Annotated in this window: 13 protein-coding genes; 8 read left to right on the forward strand and 5 right to left on the reverse strand. The window is 51.8% G+C overall.

Annotated elements, in window-relative coordinates; all coding sequences use genetic code 11:
* The first annotated feature begins 61 nt into the window (after positions 1-61).
* The 7 genes from cmoM to gloC all read left to right on the forward strand — a co-directional run bounded on the left by cmoM (position 62) and on the right by gloC (position 10,822).
* Positions 62-847: a tRNA uridine 5-oxyacetic acid(34) methyltransferase CmoM gene (cmoM, locus tag ACJHX3_RS11415; RefSeq protein ID WP_001469538.1), complete on the forward strand. Its 786-nt coding sequence runs from the start codon at positions 62-64 to the stop codon at positions 845-847.
* Positions 844-2,166: a chromosome partition protein MukF gene (gene mukF / locus ACJHX3_RS11420; RefSeq protein ID WP_001288850.1), complete on the forward strand. Its 1,323-nt coding sequence runs from the start codon at positions 844-846 to the stop codon at positions 2,164-2,166. The genes cmoM and mukF overlap by 4 nt, the downstream gene beginning before the upstream one ends.
* The gene (mukE, locus tag ACJHX3_RS11425; RefSeq protein WP_001295931.1) at positions 2,147-2,851 is read left to right on the forward strand and encodes a chromosome partition protein MukE; all 705 of its coding nucleotides are present in this window, start codon (positions 2,147-2,149) and stop codon (positions 2,849-2,851) included. The genes mukF and mukE overlap by 20 nt, the downstream gene beginning before the upstream one ends.
* Entirely contained in the window at positions 2,851-7,311 is a 4,461-nt protein-coding gene (gene mukB / locus ACJHX3_RS11430; RefSeq protein WP_000572620.1) for a chromosome partition protein MukB, read from the forward strand. The genes mukE and mukB overlap by 1 nt, the downstream gene beginning before the upstream one ends.
* A 260-nt stretch (positions 7,312-7,571) precedes the next feature.
* Positions 7,572-9,419 carry a L,D-transpeptidase gene (ldtD, locus tag ACJHX3_RS11435; RefSeq protein ID WP_094308420.1) on the forward strand — a complete coding sequence of 616 codons (1,848 nt, stop codon included), beginning with the start codon at positions 7,572-7,574 and terminating at the stop codon, positions 9,417-9,419.
* Between the two features lie 180 nt (positions 9,420-9,599).
* Entirely contained in the window at positions 9,600-10,148 is a 549-nt protein-coding gene (locus ACJHX3_RS11440) for a YcbK family protein (protein ID WP_001605195.1), read from the forward strand.
* A gap of 26 nt (positions 10,149-10,174) precedes the next feature.
* Positions 10,175-10,822, forward strand: coding sequence for a hydroxyacylglutathione hydrolase GloC (gene gloC, locus ACJHX3_RS11445; protein ID WP_024216638.1), 648 nt, complete (start codon positions 10,175-10,177; stop codon positions 10,820-10,822).
* A gap of 50 nt (positions 10,823-10,872) precedes the next feature.
* On the opposite strand, the gene aspC is transcribed toward gloC, so the two are convergent.
* The 4 genes from aspC to pncB all read right to left on the reverse strand — a co-directional run bounded on the left by aspC (position 10,873) and on the right by pncB (position 16,710).
* The gene (aspC, locus tag ACJHX3_RS11450; RefSeq protein ID WP_000462687.1) at positions 10,873-12,063 is read right to left on the reverse strand and encodes an aspartate transaminase; all 1,191 of its coding nucleotides are present in this window, start codon (positions 12,061-12,063) and stop codon (positions 10,873-10,875) included.
* Between the two features lie 184 nt (positions 12,064-12,247).
* Complete coding sequence (ompF, locus tag ACJHX3_RS11455; protein WP_000977917.1) at positions 12,248-13,336, reverse strand: porin OmpF; 1,089 nt, start codon at positions 13,334-13,336, stop codon at positions 12,248-12,250.
* Between the two features lie 601 nt (positions 13,337-13,937).
* Entirely contained in the window at positions 13,938-15,338 is a 1,401-nt protein-coding gene (gene asnS / locus ACJHX3_RS11460) for an asparagine--tRNA ligase (RefSeq protein ID WP_000117883.1), read from the reverse strand.
* A gap of 169 nt (positions 15,339-15,507) precedes the next feature.
* Positions 15,508-16,710, reverse strand: a complete 1,203-nt coding sequence (gene pncB, locus ACJHX3_RS11465) for a nicotinate phosphoribosyltransferase (RefSeq protein ID WP_001305916.1) — start codon at positions 16,708-16,710, stop codon at positions 15,508-15,510.
* Between the two features lie 265 nt (positions 16,711-16,975).
* On the opposite strand from pncB, the gene pepN reads away from it, so the two are divergent.
* Positions 16,976-19,588, forward strand: coding sequence for an aminopeptidase N (gene pepN, locus ACJHX3_RS11470; RefSeq protein WP_094308421.1), 2,613 nt, complete (start codon positions 16,976-16,978; stop codon positions 19,586-19,588).
* 67 nt (positions 19,589-19,655) lie between these two features.
* On the opposite strand, the gene ACJHX3_RS11475 is transcribed toward pepN, so the two are convergent.
* The coding region (locus ACJHX3_RS11475; RefSeq protein WP_410236140.1) for a transposase at positions 19,656-19,941 on the reverse strand (286 nt) is incomplete at its 5' end.

Below are 19,941 nucleotides of genomic sequence, written 5' to 3' on the forward strand. Positions count from 1 at the left end.
GTGGCTGTGACAAAATAGCGTCTTTATCAGAAAACGTCTTAGCCAACCGGTGGAGAAAGCAATGCAGGATCGCAATTTTGATGATATTGCGGAAAAGTTTTCCCGTAACATTTACGGCACCACCAAAGGGCAGCTTCGACAGGCTATTCTGTGGCAGGATCTCGATCGCTTGCTGGCGGAAATAGGCCCGCAAAAACTGCGTGTGCTGGATGCTGGCGGTGGAGAAGGGCAGACCGCAATCAAAATGGCCGAGCGTGGGCATCAGGTCATTTTATGCGATCTTTCTGCGCAGATGATCGACCGCGCAAAACAGGCGGCAGAAGCAAAAGGTGTGAGCGACAACATGCAATTTATACATTGCGCCGCTCAGGATGTTGCTTCGCATTTGGAAACGCCCGTTGATCTGATATTGTTCCATGCGGTGCTCGAGTGGGTGGCCGATCCCCGCAGCGTATTACAGACCCTGTGGTCAGTGTTGCGTCCAGGCGGTGTGTTGTCGTTAATGTTCTACAATGCGCATGGCTTGCTGATGCATAACATGGTCGCCGGGAATTTTGATTACGTGCAGGCGGGAATGCCGAAAAAGAAAAAACGGACGCTTTCGCCAGATTATCCACGCGACCCGGCGCAGGTTTATCTGTGGCTGGAAGAAGCTGGTTGGCAAATTATGGGTAAGACAGGCGTTCGTGTGTTTCATGATTATCTGCGCGAGAAGCACCAGCAGCGCGACTGCTATGAAGCATTACTTGAATTAGAAACGCGTTATTGCCGTCAGGAACCGTATATTACCCTGGGGCGTTATATTCATGTCACCGCGCGCAAACCGCAGAGCAAGGATAAAGTATGAGTGAATTTTCCCAGACAGTCCCCGAACTGGTTGCCTGGGCCAGAAAAAATGACTTCTCCATCTCGCTGCCGGTAGACCGACTCTCTTTTCTGCTGGCGGTTGCCACGCTGAACGGCGAGCGTCTGGATGGTGAGATGAGTGAAGGCGAGCTGGTGGATGCATTCCGCCATGTGAGTGATGCGTTTGAGCAAACCAGCGAAACCATCGGCGTGCGCGCCAACAACGCGATCAACGACATGGTGCGTCAACGTCTGCTGAACCGCTTTACCAGCGAGCAGGCGGAAGGGAACGCAATTTACCGTCTGACGCCGCTCGGCATCGGCATTACTGACTATTACATCCGTCAGCGCGAGTTTTCTACGCTGCGCCTTTCTATGCAGTTGTCGATTGTGGCGGGTGAACTCAAACGCGCAGCTGATGCCGCCGAAGAGGGCGGAGATGAATTTCACTGGCACCGTAATGTCTATGCGCCACTGAAATATTCGGTAGCAGAAATTTTCGACAGTATCGACCTGACGCAACGTCTGATGGACGAACAGCAGCAGCAGGTGAAGGACGATATCGCCCAGTTGCTGAACAAAGACTGGCGGGCAGCGATTTCCAGCTGTGAATTGTTGCTTTCAGAAACTTCCGGCACGCTGCGTGAATTGCAGGATACGCTGGAAGCGGCAGGCGACAAATTGCAGGCTAATCTGTTGCGCATTCAGGATGCGACGATGACCCATGACGATCTGCACTTTGTCGATCGTTTGGTGTTCGATCTGCAGAGCAAACTCGACCGTATTATCAGCTGGGGCCAGCAATCCATCGACTTGTGGATTGGCTACGACCGCCACGTACACAAATTTATTCGTACTGCGATCGATATGGATAAAAACCGCGTCTTTGCTCAGCGGTTACGTCAGTCGGTACAAACCTATTTTGATGAGCCGTGGGCGCTAACTTATGCCAATGCCGATCGTCTGCTGGATATGCGTGACGAAGAGATGGCACTGCGCGATGAAGAAGTGACTGGGGAACTTCCTGAGGATCTGGAGTACGAAGAGTTTAACGAGATCCGCGAACAGCTGGCGGCTATCATCGAAGAACAACTTGCCGTGTACAAAACCAGACAAGTGCCGCTGGATCTTGGTCTGGTGGTACGCGAATATCTGTCACAGTATCCGCGTGCACGTCACTTTGACGTTGCGCGCATTGTTATTGATCAGGCGGTACGTCTTGGCGTAGCGCAAGCAGATTTCACCGGACTGCCAGCGAAATGGCAGCCGATTAATGATTACGGAGCCAAGGTACAGGCGCATGTCATCGACAAATATTGAACAAGTGATGCCGGTTAAGCTGGCGCAGGCGCTGGCGAATCCGTTATTTCCGGCGCTGGATAGCGCCTTACGTTCAGGCCGCCATATTGGCCTCGACGAACTGGATAATCATGCATTCCTGATGGATTTTCAGGAATATCTGGAAGAGTTTTACGCGCGTTATAACGTTGAGCTTATTCGCGCACCGGAAGGGTTCTTCTATTTACGCCCACGTTCCACCACTCTTATCCCGCGTTCCGTCTTGTCGGAACTGGATATGATGGTCGGGAAAATCCTCTGTTATCTCTATCTCAGCCCGGAACGGCTGGCGAATGAGGGGATTTTTACTCAACAGGAACTGTACGACGAACTGCTCACCCTGGCCGATGAAGCGAAACTGCTGAAACTGGTGAACAACCGTTCAACCGGTTCAGACGTTGACCGTCAGAAGTTGCAGGAAAAAGTACGTTCTTCGCTCAACCGTCTGCGTCGTTTAGGCATGGTGTGGTTTATGGGCCACGACAGCAGCAAGTTCCGCATTACCGAATCGGTGTTCCGCTTCGGAGCCGATGTGCGTGCTGGCGACGATCCCCGTGAAGCACAGCGTCGCCTGATTCGTGATGGCGAAGCAATGCCGATTGAAAATCATCTGCAACTCAACGATGAAACCGAAGAGAGTCAGCCAGATAGCGGAGAGGAAGAATAATGATTGAACGCGGTAAATTTCGCTCACTGACGCTGATTAACTGGAACGGCTTTTTTGCCCGAACTTTTGACCTTGACGAGCTGGTCACGACGCTTTCTGGCGGTAACGGGGCGGGTAAATCCACCACCATGGCGGCGTTCGTTACGGCGCTGATCCCCGACCTGACCCTGCTGCATTTCCGTAACACTACGGAAGCCGGGGCCACCAGCGGTTCGCGTGATAAAGGTCTGCACGGTAAGCTGAAAGCGGGTGTCTGTTATTCGATGCTCGACACCATTAACTCGCGCCACCAGCGCGTGGTGGTCGGTGTGCGTCTGCAACAGGTTGCCGGACGCGATCGTAAAGTGGATATCAAACCATTTGCCATTCAGGGCCTGCCGATGTCGGTGCTGCCGACGCAGTTGGTGACCGAAACCCTGAACGAACGCCAGGCGCGCGTGCTGCCGCTTAACGAGCTGAAAGACAAGCTCGAGGCGATGGAAGGCGTGCAGTTTAAACAGTTCAACTCCATTACCGATTACCACTCGCTGATGTTCGATCTGGGCATCATCGCGCGTCGTCTGCGCTCCGCATCTGACCGTAGCAAATTCTATCGTCTGATCGAAGCCTCGCTGTATGGCGGGATCTCCAGCGCCATTACTCGTTCTCTGCGCGACTACCTGTTGCCGGAAAACAGCGGGGTGCGTAAAGCGTTCCAGGACATGGAAGCGGCACTGCGTGAAAATCGCATGACGCTGGAAGCGATTCGTGTCACCCAGTCGGACCGTGACCTGTTTAAGCATCTGATCAGCGAAGCCACCAACTACGTGGCGGCGGACTACATGCGTCACGCCAACGAGCGCCGTGTCCATCTCGACAAAGCCCTGGAATTTCGTCGCGAGCTACATACTTCGCGTCAGCAACTGGCGGCTGAGCAGTACAAACACGTCGATATGGCGCGTGAGCTGGCAGAGCACAACGGTGCCGAAGGCGATCTGGAAGCGGATTATCAGGCGGCCAGCGATCACCTGAACCTGGTGCAAACCGCACTGCGTCAGCAGGAGAAGATCGAACGTTACGAAGCGGATCTCGATGAGCTGCAGATCCGTCTGGAAGAGCAAAACGAAGTGGTGGCAGAAGCCATCGAACGCCAGGAAGAGAACGAGGCTCGTGCGGAAGCTGCCGAACTGGAAGTGGACGAGCTGAAAAGCCAGCTTGCTGACTATCAGCAGGCGCTGGACGTCCAGCAAACGCGCGCGATCCAGTATAACCAGGCGATTGCTGCGCTTAATCGTGCCAAAGAACTGTGCCATCTGCCGGACTTAACCGCCGACAGCGCCGCCGAATGGCTGGAAACCTTCCAGGCGAAAGAGCTGGAAGCGACTGAAAAAATGCTCTCTCTTGAGCAGAAAATGAGCATGGCGCAAACCGCGCACAGCCAGTTTGAGCAGGCTTATCAGCTGGTGGTGGCAATCAACGGCCCGCTGGCGCGTAACGAGGCGTGGGATGTCGCTCGCGAACTGCTGCGCGAAGGGGTCGATCAGCGTCACCTGGCAGAGCAGGTTCAGCCGTTGCGGATGCGCTTAAGCGAACTGGAACAGCGTCTGCGTGAGCAGCAAGAAGCTGAGCGTCTGCTGGCAGATTTCTGCAAACGTCAGGGCAAGAATTTTGATATTGATGAACTGGAAGCTCTGCATCAGGAGCTGGAAGCACGCATTGCCTCTCTTTCCGATAGCGTCTCTAACGCCCGCGAAGAGCGCATGGCACTGCGCCAGGAACAGGAACAGCTGCAGTCTCGCATTCAGAGTTTGATGCAGCGTGCGCCGGTTTGGCTGGCAGCGCAAAACAGTCTCAACCAGTTGAGCGAACAGTGCGGCGAAGAGTTCACCTCCAGCCAGGACGTCACTGAATATCTGCAACAGTTGCTGGAGCGTGAGCGCGAGGCGATTGTTGAACGCGATGAAGTAGGCGCGCGTAAAAACGCCGTCGATGAAGAGATCGAACGTTTAAGCCAGCCTGGCGGCTCTGAAGATCAGCGTCTGAACGCGCTGGCGGAGCGTTTTGGCGGCGTGCTGCTGTCAGAAATTTATGATGACGTTAGCCTGGAAGATGCGCCGTACTTCTCGGCGCTGTATGGCCCGTCACGCCACGCCATCGTGGTGCCAGATCTGTCACAGGTAACCGAGCACCTGGAAGGCTTGACCGATTGCCCGGAAGATCTCTATCTGATCGAAGGGGATCCGCAGTCATTCGATGACAGCGTGTTCAGCGTTGATGAGCTGGAAAAAGCGGTGGTGGTGAAAATCGCCGATCGTCAGTGGCGTTATTCACGTTTCCCGGAAGTGCCGCTGTTTGGTCGTGCTGCGCGTGAAAGCCGTATTGAAAGCCTCCATGCCGAGCGTGAAGTGCTTTCCGAACGCTTCGCCACGCTCTCCTTTGATGTACAGAAAACCCAGCGTCTGCATCAGGCGTTCAGCCGCTTTATCGGCAGTCATCTGGCGGTGGCGTTTGAGTCTGATCCGGAAGCAGAAATCCGTCAACTGAACAGCCGTCGCGTCGAACTGGAGCGGGCGCTGAGTAATCATGAAAATGATAACCAGCAGCAGCGTATTCAATTTGAGCAGGCGAAAGAGGGCGTTACGGCGCTGAACCGCATTCTGCCGCGTCTCAACCTGTTGGCTGATGACAGCCTGGCAGATCGCGTCGATGAAATCCGCGAACGTCTGGATGAAGCCCAGGAAGCCGCGCGTTTTGTTCAGCAGTTCGGTAATCAACTGGCGAAACTGGAACCGATCGTTTCGGTATTGCAGAGTGACCCGGAACAGTTCGAACAGTTAAAAGAAGATTACGCGTACTCTCAGCAGATGCAGCGCGATGCCCGTCAGCAGGCGTTTGCCCTGACGGAAGTGGTGCAGCGTCGTGCGCACTTTAGCTACTCTGACTCGGCAGAAATGCTTAGCGGTAACAGCGATCTCAACGAAAAACTGCGTGAACGTCTGGAACAGGCGGAAGCGGAGCGTACCCGCGCGCGTGAAGCGTTGCGCGGACACGCAGCGCAGTTGAGTCAGTACAACCAGGTGCTGGCTTCGCTGAAAAGTTCGTATGACACCAAAAAAGAGCTACTTAACGATCTGCAACGTGAATTGCAGGATATAGGCGTGCGTGCTGATAGCGGGGCAGAAGAGCGGGCACGTATTCGCCGTGACGAGCTGCATGCGCAACTGAGCAATAACCGTTCGCGCCGCAATCAACTGGAAAAAGCGCTCACCTTCTGCGAAGCGGAGATGGACAACCTGACCCGCAAACTGCGCAAGCTGGAGCGTGATTACTTTGAGATGCGCGAGCAGGTAGTGACCGCGAAAGCGGGCTGGTGTGCAGTCATGCGCATGGTGAAAGATAACGGCGTTGAACGCCGCTTACACCGTCGTGAGCTGGCTTATCTCTCCGCTGATGATTTGCGTTCCATGTCGGATAAGGCGTTAGGTGCGCTGCGTCTGGCAGTGGCAGATAACGAACATCTGCGCGATGTGCTGCGCATGTCGGAAGATCCAAAACGTCCGGAACGTAAAATTCAGTTCTTCGTGGCGGTTTATCAGCATCTGCGTGAACGTATTCGTCAGGATATTATTCGTACCGATGATCCGGTGGAAGCTATCGAACAGATGGAGATCGAACTTAGCCGTCTGACCGAAGAATTAACCTCCCGTGAACAGAAACTGGCGATCAGTTCCCGCAGCGTGGCGAACATCATTCGCAAAACCATTCAGCGCGAGCAGAACCGTATCCGTATGCTCAACCAGGGGTTGCAGAACGTATCGTTTGGTCAGGTGAACAGCGTGCGCCTCAACGTGAACGTGCGTGAAACGCACGCCATGCTGCTGGATGTGCTCTCTGAACAGCATGAGCAGCATCAGGATCTGTTTAACAGCAACCGTCTGACCTTCTCGGAAGCGCTGGCGAAATTGTATCAGCGTCTTAATCCGCAGATTGATATGGGGCAGCGCACGCCGCAGACCATTGGCGAAGAACTGCTGGATTACCGCAACTATCTGGAAATGGAAGTTGAGGTTAACCGTGGTTCTGATGGCTGGTTGCGCGCAGAGTCTGGTGCATTGTCGACCGGTGAGGCGATTGGTACCGGTATGTCGATTCTGGTGATGGTGGTACAAAGCTGGGAAGATGAATCTCGCCGCCTGCGCGGTAAAGATATCTCTCCTTGCCGCCTGCTGTTCCTCGATGAAGCAGCGCGACTGGATGCTCGTTCTATCGCCACGCTGTTTGAATTGTGTGAACGTTTGCAAATGCAGCTCATCATCGCAGCGCCGGAAAATATCAGTCCGGAAAAAGGCACCACCTATAAACTGGTGCGTAAAGTCTTCCAGAATACCGAACACGTTCACGTCGTCGGCCTGCGAGGATTTGCGCCGCAACTCCCTGAAACGCTTCCAGGAAGTGACGAAGCGCCTTCCCAGGCGAGTTAAAATGAAGGCGGCAGCAATGCCGCCTTTTCTTTTTCCGAAAACTCCGTTTCTGCACTAAAAAAGTGGCACATTACGGCGCGCTTTTCTTTAAACTTCTTTACATTAGGTTATGTAAAAACGTATCGGCGTTTATATACTGAAGATAAGCCTGATGAGTAACAGGCTTGCTCGTCATACTTTCGTGAGTATTGGCGTTGTACAGGCAAGTCGTAAAATAACAGCCTGGCTATTCAGAGTATGATAAAAACAGGGGGCAAGGGATGTTGCTTAATATGATGTGTGGTCGTCGGCTGTCGGCAATCAGTTTGTGCCTGGCCGTAACATTCGCTCCACTGTTCAATGCGCAGGCCGATGAGCCTGAAGTAATCCCTGGCGACAGCCCGGTGGCTGTCAGTGAACAGGGCGAGGCACTGCCGCAGGCGCAAGCCACGGCAATAATGGCGGGGATCCAGCCATTGCCTGAAGGTGCGGCAGAAAAAGCCCGCACGCAAATCGAATCTCAATTACCCGCAGGTTATAAGCCGGTTTATCTTAACCAGCTTCAACTGTTGTATGCCGCACGCGATATGCAACCCATGTGGGAAAACCGTGATGCTGTTAAAGCCTTCCAGCAACAGCTGGCAGAGGTGGCGATTGCCGGTTTCCAGCCGCAGTTTAATAAATGGGTAGAGTTACTGACCGATCCTGGTGTTAACGGGATGGCACGCGACGTCGTGCTCTCTGATGCGATGATGGGCTATCTCCATTTCATTGCAAATATTCCGGCCAAAGGCACTCGCTGGCTATATAGCAGTAAACCTTATGCGCTTGCAACGCCGCCGCTTTCGGTGATTAACCAATGGCAGCTGGCGCTGGATAAAGGTCAATTGCCGACGTTTGTTGCAGGACTGGCGCCGCAGCATCCGCAATATGCGGCGATGCATGAATCGTTACTGGCCTTACTCAGTGACACCAAACCGTGGCCTCAACTGACCGGTAAAGCAACGTTGCGCCCAGGGCAGTGGAGTAACGACGTACCGGCGTTGCGCGAAATATTGCAACGCACAGGCATGTTGGACGGGGGGCCAAAAATTACTCTCCCTGGCGATGACACGCCAACTGACGCAGTAGTCAGCCCATCCGCTGTTACTGTTGAAACAGCAGAAACTAAGCCGATGGACAAGCAAACGACGTCTCGTAGTAAACCTGCGCCTGCCGTTCGTGCCGCCTACGATAATGAACTGGTGGAAGCCGTAAAACGTTTTCAGGCATGGCAAGGATTGGGGGCAGATGGTGCTATTGGCCCGGCAACGCGTGACTGGTTAAACGTAACGCCCGCCCAGCGTGCTGGCGTGTTGGCACTCAACATCCAGCGATTGCGCTTGCTGCCAACAGAGCTTTCTACCGGGATCATGGTTAACATTCCGGCCTATTCGCTGGTCTACTATCAGAACGGCAATCAGGTGCTGGATTCGCGAGTCATTGTCGGTCGCCCCGATCGCAAAACGCCGATGATGAGCAGTGCACTTAACAACGTAGTGGTAAACCCGCCGTGGAACGTACCACCAACTCTGGCACGCAAAGATATTCTGCCGAAAGTGCGCAACGATCCGGGATATCTCGAAAGCCATGGCTATACGGTGATGCGCGGCTGGAACAGCAGAGAAGCGATTGACCCATGGCAGGTTGACTGGTCTACAATCACGGCCTCGAATTTACCGTTTCGCTTCCAGCAGGCTCCAGGCCCACGGAACTCGCTGGGGCGCTATAAATTCAATATGCCGAGTTCAGAGGCCATTTATTTGCATGACACGCCGAACCACAATCTGTTCAAGCGTGATACACGCGCATTGAGCTCAGGCTGTGTACGAGTGAATAAAGCTTCCGATCTGGCGAATATGCTGTTGCAGGATGCAGGATGGAATGACAAACGTATTTCTGATGCGCTGAAGCAGGGCGATACGCGTTACGTCAATATTCGGCAGTCGATTCCGGTGAATCTCTACTACCTGACTGCCTTTGTTGGTGCAGATGGTCGTACCCAGTATCGTACAGATATTTACAATTATGATCTGCCTGCGCGATCCAGCTCGCAAATCGTATCGAAAGCGGAACAATTAATCAGGTAAATGAAGCAGTTCGGGGAAATCAGTTGTCGTAATAATTAGCATGATCGGGGGCGATTCTCTGCAGCCCCCGTCACTGCTGGGGTTGAGTCATCTTGACGTCTGCTTTACGGGCGGTTAAGGTGCCTCTTGTGCGCCAGAAGTGCATATAAACGATAACATTGACCTGTAGACTTGATTATCATGGACAAATTCGACGCTAATCGCCGCAAACTGCTGGCGCTTGGTGGCGTTGCACTCGGTGCCGCCATCCTGCCGACCCCTGCGTTTGCAACACTCTCTACCCCACGCCCGCGCATTTTGACACTCAATAATCTTCATACCGGAGAGTCAATCAAAGCGGAGTTTTTCGATGGCAGAGGCTATATTCAGGAAGAATTGGCAAAACTTAACCATTTTTTCCGCGATTACCGCGCGAACAAAATAAAGTCCATCGACCCAAGATTGTTCGATCAGTTGTATCGCCTGCAAGGGTTATTAGGTACCCGCAAACCGGTGCAACTCATTTCCGGTTATCGTTCCATTGATACCAACAATGAACTACGCGCCCGCAGCCGTGGAGTAGCGAAGAAAAGCTATCACACGAAAGGGCAGGCGATGGATTTCCATATTGAAGGTATCGCGTTAAGCAATATTCGCAAAGCCGCGTTATCTATGCGCGCAGGTGGTGTAGGATATTACCCACGTAGTAACTTTGTGCATATTGATACCGGGCCAGCACGGCACTGGTAGCAATCGCTTAACGAAACAGGGGCAGTATGAACTATCGTATTATTCCGGTCACCGCATTCTCCCAGAACTGTTCATTGATCTGGTGTGAACAAACCCGTCTGGCCGCACTGGTCGATCCTGGCGGCGATGCGGAAAAAATCAAACAGGAAGTTGACGCCAGCGGCCTGACACTGATGCAGATCCTGCTGACGCATGGTCATCTGGACCACGTTGGTGCAGCGGCGGAACTGGCGCAACATTACGGCGTGCCGGTTTTTGGCCCGGAAAAAGAAGATGAGTTCTGGCTGCAAGGCTTGCCTGCGCAAAGTCGTATGTTTGGTCTGGAAGAGTGCCAGCCGCTGACGCCGGATCGTTGGCTGAACGAAGGCGATACCATCAGCATAGGGAATGTGGCTTTACAGGTGTTACATTGCCCTGGGCATACGCCGGGTCATGTCGTGTTTTTTGATGATCGGGCAAAGCTGCTGATTTCTGGCGACGTTATTTTCAAAGGCGGAGTAGGGCGCAGTGACTTCCCGCGTGGCGATCATAATCAACTGATTTCTTCAATCAAAGATAAGTTGCTGCCACTGGGGGATGACGTGACATTTATTCCGGGTCACGGACCATTATCCACACTTGGTTGTGAGCGCCTGCATAATCCCTTCCTGCAAGACGAAATGCCCGTCTGGTAAAGGCGCATAAAAAAGCCCGCTTTTTAAGCGGGCTTCATTGTTTTTAACGCTTACAGCACTGCCACAATCGCTTCGCACAGCGGAGCCATGTTATCTGGTGTCATCCCGGCTACGTTCACACGACCAGAAGCAACAGCATACACGCCAAACTCTTCGCGCAGACGCAGCACTTGTTCTTTTGTCAGACCACTGAAGGAGAACATGCCGTTCTGTTTGATGATAAAGCTGAAGTCGCGGTTTGCGCCTTTTTCCTGCAGCGTATTGACGAACAACTGACGCATACGCTGAATACGCTGGCGCATATCAGTCAGCTCTTGTTCCCAAATCGCACGTAATGCATCGTTGCTCAGGATGGTGGCAACAACAGAAGCGCCGTGTGCTGGTGGGTTAGAGTAGTTAGCGCGAATCGCCGCTTTCATTTGGCTGAATGCGCGATCAACGGTTTCACTGTCGGCAGCAACCAGAGTACAAGCGCCAACACGCTCGTTGTACAGGCCAAAGTTTTTAGAGTAGGAACTGGCAACAATCAGCTCTTTATGCATAGCCGCGAAAGCGCGCAGTCCTTCAGCATCTTCTTCCAGACCACGGGCAAAACCCTGGTAAGCGAAGTCAAACAGCGGTAACCAGCCTTTCTCAACGGAAAGTTGTGCCAGTGTCTGCCATTGTTCCAGCGTAGGGTCGATACCGGTTGGGTTATGGCAGCAGCCATGGAACAGCACTACGTCGCCAGCCTGAGCTTCGTTCAGGCTGTTAATCAGTGCATCGAAGTCAAGGGTGTGATTTTCCGCATCATAATAAGCGTATTCACGAACTTCCAGACCTGCAGAGTTAAAGACGCTCTTATGGTTCGGCCAGCTTGGGTTGCTCACCCACACACGCTTAACGCTGGTATTTTTTGCCAGGAAATCGGCAGCCACGCGTAGTGCGCCAGTGCCACCCGGAGTCTGTGCCGTGCGAGCACGTTTGTCATTGATCAGGGCGCTACCTTTACCAAACAGCAGCTCCTGAGTGCAGCGACCAAATTCAGGGATGCCGTCAATGCCGAGGTAATTTTTGGTGGTTTCATTTTCGAGCAGATACTGTTCAGCCTTTTTCACACTGGTCAGTACCGGGGTTTTGCCCGTCTCATCTTTATAGACACCAATCCCGAGGTTAATTTTGCCGGGACGTTCATCGGCACGAAACAGATCGGCCAGGCCCAGAATCGGGTCGGCAGGAGCGGCGGTAATGTTCTCAAACATGACGAGGTTCCATTATGGTTACAGAAGGGAAGTCCGCTATCAGGGTAACGGGAGATTTACAAAATTCCAACTATTACTGATGAAAACGCAGGCTGTTTTTGCAAGACGTGAGATTGCTCTGGAAGGCATAAAAAAAACAGGACCAAAGTCCTGTTTTTTCGGCATTTAACAAAGAGGTGTGCTATTAGAACTGGTAAACGATACCCACAGCAACGGTGTCGTCTGAACCTACGCCCAGTTTGTTGTCAGAATCGATCTGGTTGATGATGTAGTCAACATAGGTGGACATGTTTTTGTTGAAGTAGTAGGTTGCGCCCACTTCAAAGTAGTTCACCAGATCAACATCACCGATACCTTCTACGTCTTTCGCTTTAGATTTGGTGTAAGCGATGGACGGACGCAGACCGAAATCGAACTGGTATTGCGCAACTAACAGAACGTCTTGCGTTTTGTTGGCGAAGCCGCTGATGTTTGTAAATTTATTAGTGATCGGCGTAGCGTTACGGGTTTCACCGTAGTTCGCTGCCAGGTAGATGTTGTTCGCGTCATACTTCAGACCAGTAGCCCACTGTTCAGCTTTTTTACCGTTGCCAAGAGGTTGAGCTTCTTGCAGGTTGGTACGGTCAGCGGCGCCATAAGCACCAACGATACCAAAGCCTTCGTATTCGTAGCTGATAGAACCGCCAACACCGTCGCCGTTAGAGCGGCGTGCAGTGTCACGCTCGTTTTTACCCAGGTACTGAACAGCGAAGTTCAGGCCATCAACCAGACCAAAGAAGTTGGAGTTACGATAGGTAGCAACGCCGCCAACACGACCAACGAAGAAGTCATCGCTGTATGCAGTATCACCACCAAATTCTGGCAGCATATCGGTGTAACCCAGTGCATCATAAACCACACCGTAGTTACGGCCGTAATCGAAAGAACCAACGTCAGCGTATTTAAGACCCGCGAATGCCAGACGCGTTTTGTTACCAGTTTGAGCGTCAGCGCCTTCAGAGTTGTTACCCTGGAAGTTATATTCCCACTGACCATAACCGGTCAGATCGGAATTGATTTGAGTTTCCCCTTTAAAACCAAGACGGGCATAGGTCATGTCGCCATTGCCACCGTAACTGTTTTCACCGTTACCCTTGGAGAAATAATGCAGACCGACAGCTTTACCGTACAGATCTACTTTGTTGCCATCTTTGTTATAGATTTCTGCAGCGTTTGCAGTACCTGCTACTAACAGAGCAGGGACGATCACTGCCAGAATATTGCGCTTCATCATTATTTATTACCCTCATGGTTTTTTTATGACACCTGCCACTGCCGTCAATAAGTTCTGTCAATAAAAATTTACGGAACTATTGATGAGAGTTTGGTGTCTTTATGTGTCTGCAGGCATCTTTCCATTCAAACTAACGTTTCGCTACCGTGAAAGTGCTACAAAGATAAAGATTTGGTTTCAAAAAGAAAAAATATGTAACTAAAAGTAAAAACTAAGGAACTTTGTGAACACCGTCATATTTCCATAGAGGCGTGATGATATTTACAGCAATTTTTATCTATTTATATGATTTCCTTATATTTAAATTAACTAAACGGAAATTTTGTTTCTGATGGAAACTTTATCGACCTGGCACTAAATCCTCATTCAGACATCCAGAATGCCAAAAAATAGTATGAAAATTGTGCTATCAGCTAAGAAAAAACTAATCCGCAATAAGAATGCTGGTTATTTTTTGTGCGTAAATGTTGCAATGTAATATTACGTAACAGAATGATCGTTATGGCGGGGTTGTAAATAGATTGCTTGACTTAACAAACAGATAACTTGACAGAAAGGATAAAAAAAGAGCCAGCGGGTGCTGGCTCTTGAAGACGCTAAATTAGAAGCTGGCGTTACGCGGAGTACGTGGGAACGGAATCACATCACGCACGTTTTGCACACCAGTTACGTAAGCAATCAGGCGTTCAAAACCAAGACCGAAACCTGAATGCGGAACAGTACCGTAGCGACGCAGATCGCGATACCACCAGTAATCTTCTTTATTCAGGCCCATTTCCAGCATACGCACGTCCAGCACGTCCAGACGTTCTTCACGCTGGGAGCCACCAATGATCTCACCGATGCCCGGAGCCAGAACGTCCATAGCCGCAACGGTTTTACCGTCTTCGTTAAGGCGCATATAGAACGCTTTAATATCTTTCGGATAGTTTTTAACCACTACCGGTGCTTTAAAGTGTTCTTCCGCCAGATAACGCTCATGCTCAGAAGAGAGATCAACGCCCCAGTAAACTGGGTTTTCAAACTTCCTGCCGCAGTTTTCGAGAATAGTCACTGCGTCGGTGTAATCCACCTGCGCAAAATCGGCTTCAATGAAGCGTTCCAGACGTGAAACGGCATCTTTATCTACGCGTTCAGCGAAGAATTTCATGTCGTCAGCGCGTTCTTCGAGAACCGCTTTGAAGACATATTTCAGCATGGCTTCAGCCAGACCCGCGATATCGTTCAGGTTAGCAAACGCCACTTCCGGCTCCAGCATCCAGAATTCCGCCAGGTGACGGCTGGTGTTGGAGTTTTCAGCACGGAAAGTCGGGCCGAAGGTATAAATTTTGGACAATGCGCAAGCGTAGGTTTCGCCGTTCAACTGGCCAGATACGGTCAGGAAAGACTCTTTACCAAAGAAGTCTTTGTCGAAATCCACTTTGCCCTGATCGTTACGCGGCAGGTTTTCCAGATCCAGCGTAGAAACGCGGAACATTTCGCCAGCCCCTTCGGTATCAGACGCAGTAATCAGTGGCGTTGAAACCCAGAAGAATCCCTGCTCGTTAAAGAAGCGATGCAGCGCCTGCGCCAGCGTATGGCGAACGCGCGCGACGGCACCAATCAGGTTTGTGCGCGGACGCAGGTGAGCGACTTCACGCAGATACTCAATGCTGTGGCGTTTTGCCGCCATCGGGTAAGTGTCTGGATCTTCAACCCAACCAGCAACTTCAACCTTGCTGGCCTGAATTTCAAATTGTTGCCCCTGGCCCGGCGATGCCACGACTTTACCCGTCACAATGACCGAGCAACCGGTGGTCAGACGCAGGACGTCTTCATTGTAATTGGGCAGAGAATTATTGATGACAGCCTGTACAGGATCAAAGCAGGAACCGTCATAAACGGCGAGGAAGGAGATGCCAGCTTTTGAATCTCGGCGGGTACGTACCCATCCGCGTACGGTGACTTCGCTGTCAACGGCTACGCGGCCCTGGAGTACGTCGGCTACAGGCACAACGCTCATAATATTCTCTCTGTTAATAGTCGGAAAAAATAAACACTTGTCCACCCGTAAATGGGGGGGATACCTATGTTACCTGGCATCTGCAATCAGACAAGCAGAATTCGCAAATGCAGCGAAAGATTTCGGAATTAAAGGTAAAAAAAGGGAGCCGATTAGCTCCCTGATGATATTAACTGGCTTTTTTAATATGCGGAAGGTCGAACGCTTTGCGCAGCGCCCGAACAAACGCTTTATCGTGGCAGATAGTTTTGCCAGGGCTGTCAGAAAGTTTCGCCACCGGTTTACCGTTACACTCAACCAACTTAATGACAATATTCAGGGGTTTTACCTGGGGGATATCGCAGGTCAGGCGAGTCCCAATACCAAAACTTAATTGCACGCGGGAAGAGAAGTGGCGGTATAGCTCAACCGCTTTGCGTAAATCCAGATTGTCAGAGAAAACCAGCGTTTTACTCTGTGGATCAATTCCCAGCTTCTCATAATGTGCAATGGCTTTTTCACCCCATTCAACCGGGTCGCCGGAGTCATGACGCAGGCCCTGATAGCGACTGGCGAACTCGACACCGAAATCACGCAGGAAAGCATCCATAGTGATGCAGTCGGTTAATGCAATGCCAAGTTGGTCGGGATATTCTTCCAGCCAGGCAGCAAGTGCAGCTCGCTGGCTGTTGGCAAGATCCGGACTGATTTGCTGATGCGCCTGGAACCATTCGTGTGCTTGTGTTCCCATTGGCGTGAGGGAAAGCCGACGCGCCAGATCGTAGTTGCTGGTGCCCACGAACCAGGATTCCTGTTGCAGACGTTTCACGATGGTTTCTTGTACTTCACGAGAAAAACGTCGGCGGGTGCCAAAATCCATCAGATGGAAGCGCGACATATCAAGACCGGCGGTTAATGCCGAGAAGTCGGCTAATTTGCTTTCCAGCGTGTCGAGGGCTTGCGCAACGTCGGCCTGCGGTGAGCGATAGCGATGTACCATTTCACTGATAACCGCCAGCAAAGGAACTTCCCAGAGGATGACTTCACGCCACGGGCCGCTTAAACGAATATCCAGCTTGCCATTATCGTTGGACACGGTGACTTGTTCCGGGTTAAAGCGGAACTCGCGTAGCCAGTTAAGATAGTCGGCCTTAAAGAAAGGCAGGGCTGAGAGCCATTGATATTCATCATCCTGCAGGCGCAGGTGCTGCATCGCCTGAACCTGTTCACGAATAGCATCGGCATAAATACCCAGCAGATCGTCACCTCGGCAACGAAACTCCGCCGCGACATGCACATCGTAATAGTGATGAAACACGGCTTGCTGCATATGCAACTTATAAGCATCTGTATCCAGCAACGAGTGCAGAACAGGAGAAGCGAATTGTGTCATAGGTGCGCAGTAGCGTCCTCGTACAGGAGCGTTTAGTACAATAAACATCTTCAGGAACTGCTGGAGTATACCTTGTTTCGCAATTTATTGAACCCCGATCACACCATATGCCACCTTTCTGGTCGATGGCATTACGCGGTGTATGTTATAAAAATGTAGCAATAAAGGCGTTTGTACCTGAAAAGATGAAGATTCTGCATAGCGCGATTTACGCAACAGGAATAGACTGAACACCAGACTCTATAAAAGATGCTAAAGGTTATTTATGACTCAACAGCCACAAGCCAAATACCGTCACGATTATCGTGCGCCGGATTACCAGATTACTGATATTGACTTGACCTTTGACCTGGACGCGCAAAAGACGGTCGTTACCGCGGTCAGCCAGGCTGTCCGTCATGGTGCATCAGATGCTCCGCTTCGTCTTGATGGCGAAGATCTTAAACTGGTTTCTGTTCATATTAATGATGAGCCGTGGACCGCCTGGAAAGAAGAAGAGGGCGCACTGGTCATCAGTAATTTGCCGGAGCGTTTTACGCTTAAGATCGTTAATGAAATTAGCCCGGCGACGAATACCGCGCTGGAAGGGCTTTATCAGTCAGGCGATGCGCTTTGCACTCAGTGTGAAGCCGAAGGTTTCCGCCATATTACGTATTATCTTGACCGCCCGGACGTGCTGGCGCGTTTTACCACCAAAATTATTGCCGATAAAACCAAATATCCCTTCCTGCTTTCCAACGGTAACCGCGTTGCGCAAGGCGAACTGGAAAACGGACGTCACTGGGTACAGTGGCAGGACCCGTTCCCGAAACCGTGCTACCTGTTTGCGCTGGTGGCAGGCGACTTCGACGTGCTGCGCGACACCTTCACCACGCGTTCTGGTCGCGAAGTTGCGCTGGAGCTGTACGTCGATCGCGGCAACCTTGATCGTGCGCCGTGGGCGATGACCTCGCTGAAAAACTCCATGAAATGGGATGAAGAACGCTTCGGCCTGGAGTATGACCTCGACATCTATATGATCGTCGCGGTGGATTTCTTCAATATGGGCGCAATGGAGAATAAAGGTCTGAATATCTTTAACTCCAAATATGTGCTGGCCCGTACCGACACCGCCACCGATAAAGATTACCTCGATATTGAGCGTGTTATCGGCCATGAATATTTCCATAACTGGACCGGTAACCGTGTGACCTGCCGCGACTGGTTCCAGCTCAGCCTGAAAGAAGGTTTAACCGTCTTCCGCGATCAGGAATTCAGCTCTGACCTTGGTTCCCGCGCGGTAAACCGTATCAACAACGTGCGCACCATGCGCGGATTGCAGTTTGCGGAAGACGCCAGCCCGATGGCGCACCCGATCCGCCCGGATATGGTCATTGAGATGAACAACTTCTACACCCTGACCGTTTACGAGAAGGGCGCGGAAGTGATTCGCATGATCCACACCCTGCTGGGCGAAGAAAACTTCCAGAAAGGGATGCAGCTCTATTTCGAGCGCCATGATGGCAGCGCGGCAACCTGCGACGACTTTGTTCAGGCGATGGAAGATGCGTCGAATGTCGATCTCTCTCATTTCCGCCGTTGGTACAGCCAGTCCGGTACGCCGGTTGTGACCGTCAAAGACGACTATAATCCGGAAACCGAGCAGTACACCCTGACCATCAGCCAGCGCACGCCTGCTACGCCGGATCAGGCAGAAAAACAGCCGCTGCATATTCCGTTTGCCATCGAACTGTATGACAACGAAGGCAAAGTGATCCCGTTGCAGAAAGGCGGTCACCCGGTGAATTCGGTGCTGAACGTCACCCAGGCGGAACAGACCTTTGTCTTTGATAATGTCTACTTTCAGCCGGTGCCTGCGCTGCTGTGCGAATTCTCTGCGCCAGTGAAACTGGAATATAAGTGGAGCGATCAGCAACTGACCTTCCTGATGCGCCATGCGCGTAATGATTTCTCCCGCTGGGATGCGGCGCAAAGCCTGCTGGCAACCTACATCAAGCTCAACGTCGCCCGTCATCAGCAAGGGCAGCCGCTGTCTCTGCCGGTGCATGTGGCTGATGCTTTCCGCTCGGTACTGCTTGATGAGAAGATTGATCCGGCACTGGCGGCAGAAATCCTGACGCTGCCTTCCGTCAATGAAATGGCAGAACTGTTCGATATCATCGACCCGATTGCTATTGCTGAAGTACGCGAAGCACTCACTCGTACTCTGGCGACTGAACTGGCGGATGAGCTACTGGCTATTTACAACGCGAATTACCAGAGCGAGTACCGTGTTGAGCATGAAGATATTGCAAAACGCACTCTGCGAAATGCCTGCCTGCGTTTCCTCGCTTTTGGTGAAACGCATCTGGCTGACGTGCTGGTGAGCAAGCAGTTCCATGAAGCAAACAATATGACCGATGCGCTGGCCGCGCTTTCTGCGGCGGTTGCTGCACAGCTGCCATGCCGTGACGCGCTGATGCAGGAGTACGACGACAAGTGGCATCAGGACGGTCTGGTGATGGATAAATGGTTTATCCTGCAAGCCACCAGCCCGGCGGCAAATGTGCTGGAGACGGTGCGTGGTCTGTTGCAGCATCGCTCATTTACCATGAGCAACCCGAACCGCATTCGTTCGTTGATTGGCGCGTTTGCGGGCAGCAACCCGGCAGCGTTCCATGCCGAAGATGGCAGCGGTTACCAGTTCCTGGTGGAAATGCTTACCGACCTCAACAGCCGTAACCCGCAGGTGGCTTCGCGCCTGATTGAGCCGCTGATTCGCCTGAAGCGTTACGATGCCAAACGTCAGGAGAAAATGCGCGCGGCGCTGGAGCAGTTGAAAGGGCTGGAAAATCTCTCTGGCGATCTGTACGAGAAGATAACTAAAGCACTGGCTTGATACTTTTGAGCCAAAATGCCGGATGCGACGCTTGATGAACTGAACCCCAAAACCTGGACAGTTTCAGTTAACCGGCTTTTTGATGCTCAGTCCGGTATTCTACCGGACTGAGTCCCCCAAGACTGAGTTTTATTCTTTTTTGATTCCAGTAAGTTATGTATTCGTTAACGGCATTTTCCAGCTCTTCTACATTTCTGTAGTCCCGGCGATAGTACATTTCTTCTTTCAGGTGACCAAAGAAGTTCTCCATTACCGCATTATCAAGGCAGTTGCCCTTGCGCGACATGCTCTGCACTAACCCTTTGTCTGCCAGGGCAGACTGATAACTTTTTATCCGGTAATGCCACCCTTGA

The sequence above is a fragment of the Escherichia sp. WS1265 genome (assembly GCF_046487585.1).
Taxonomy (GTDB): domain Bacteria; phylum Pseudomonadota; class Gammaproteobacteria; order Enterobacterales; family Enterobacteriaceae; genus Escherichia; species Escherichia coli.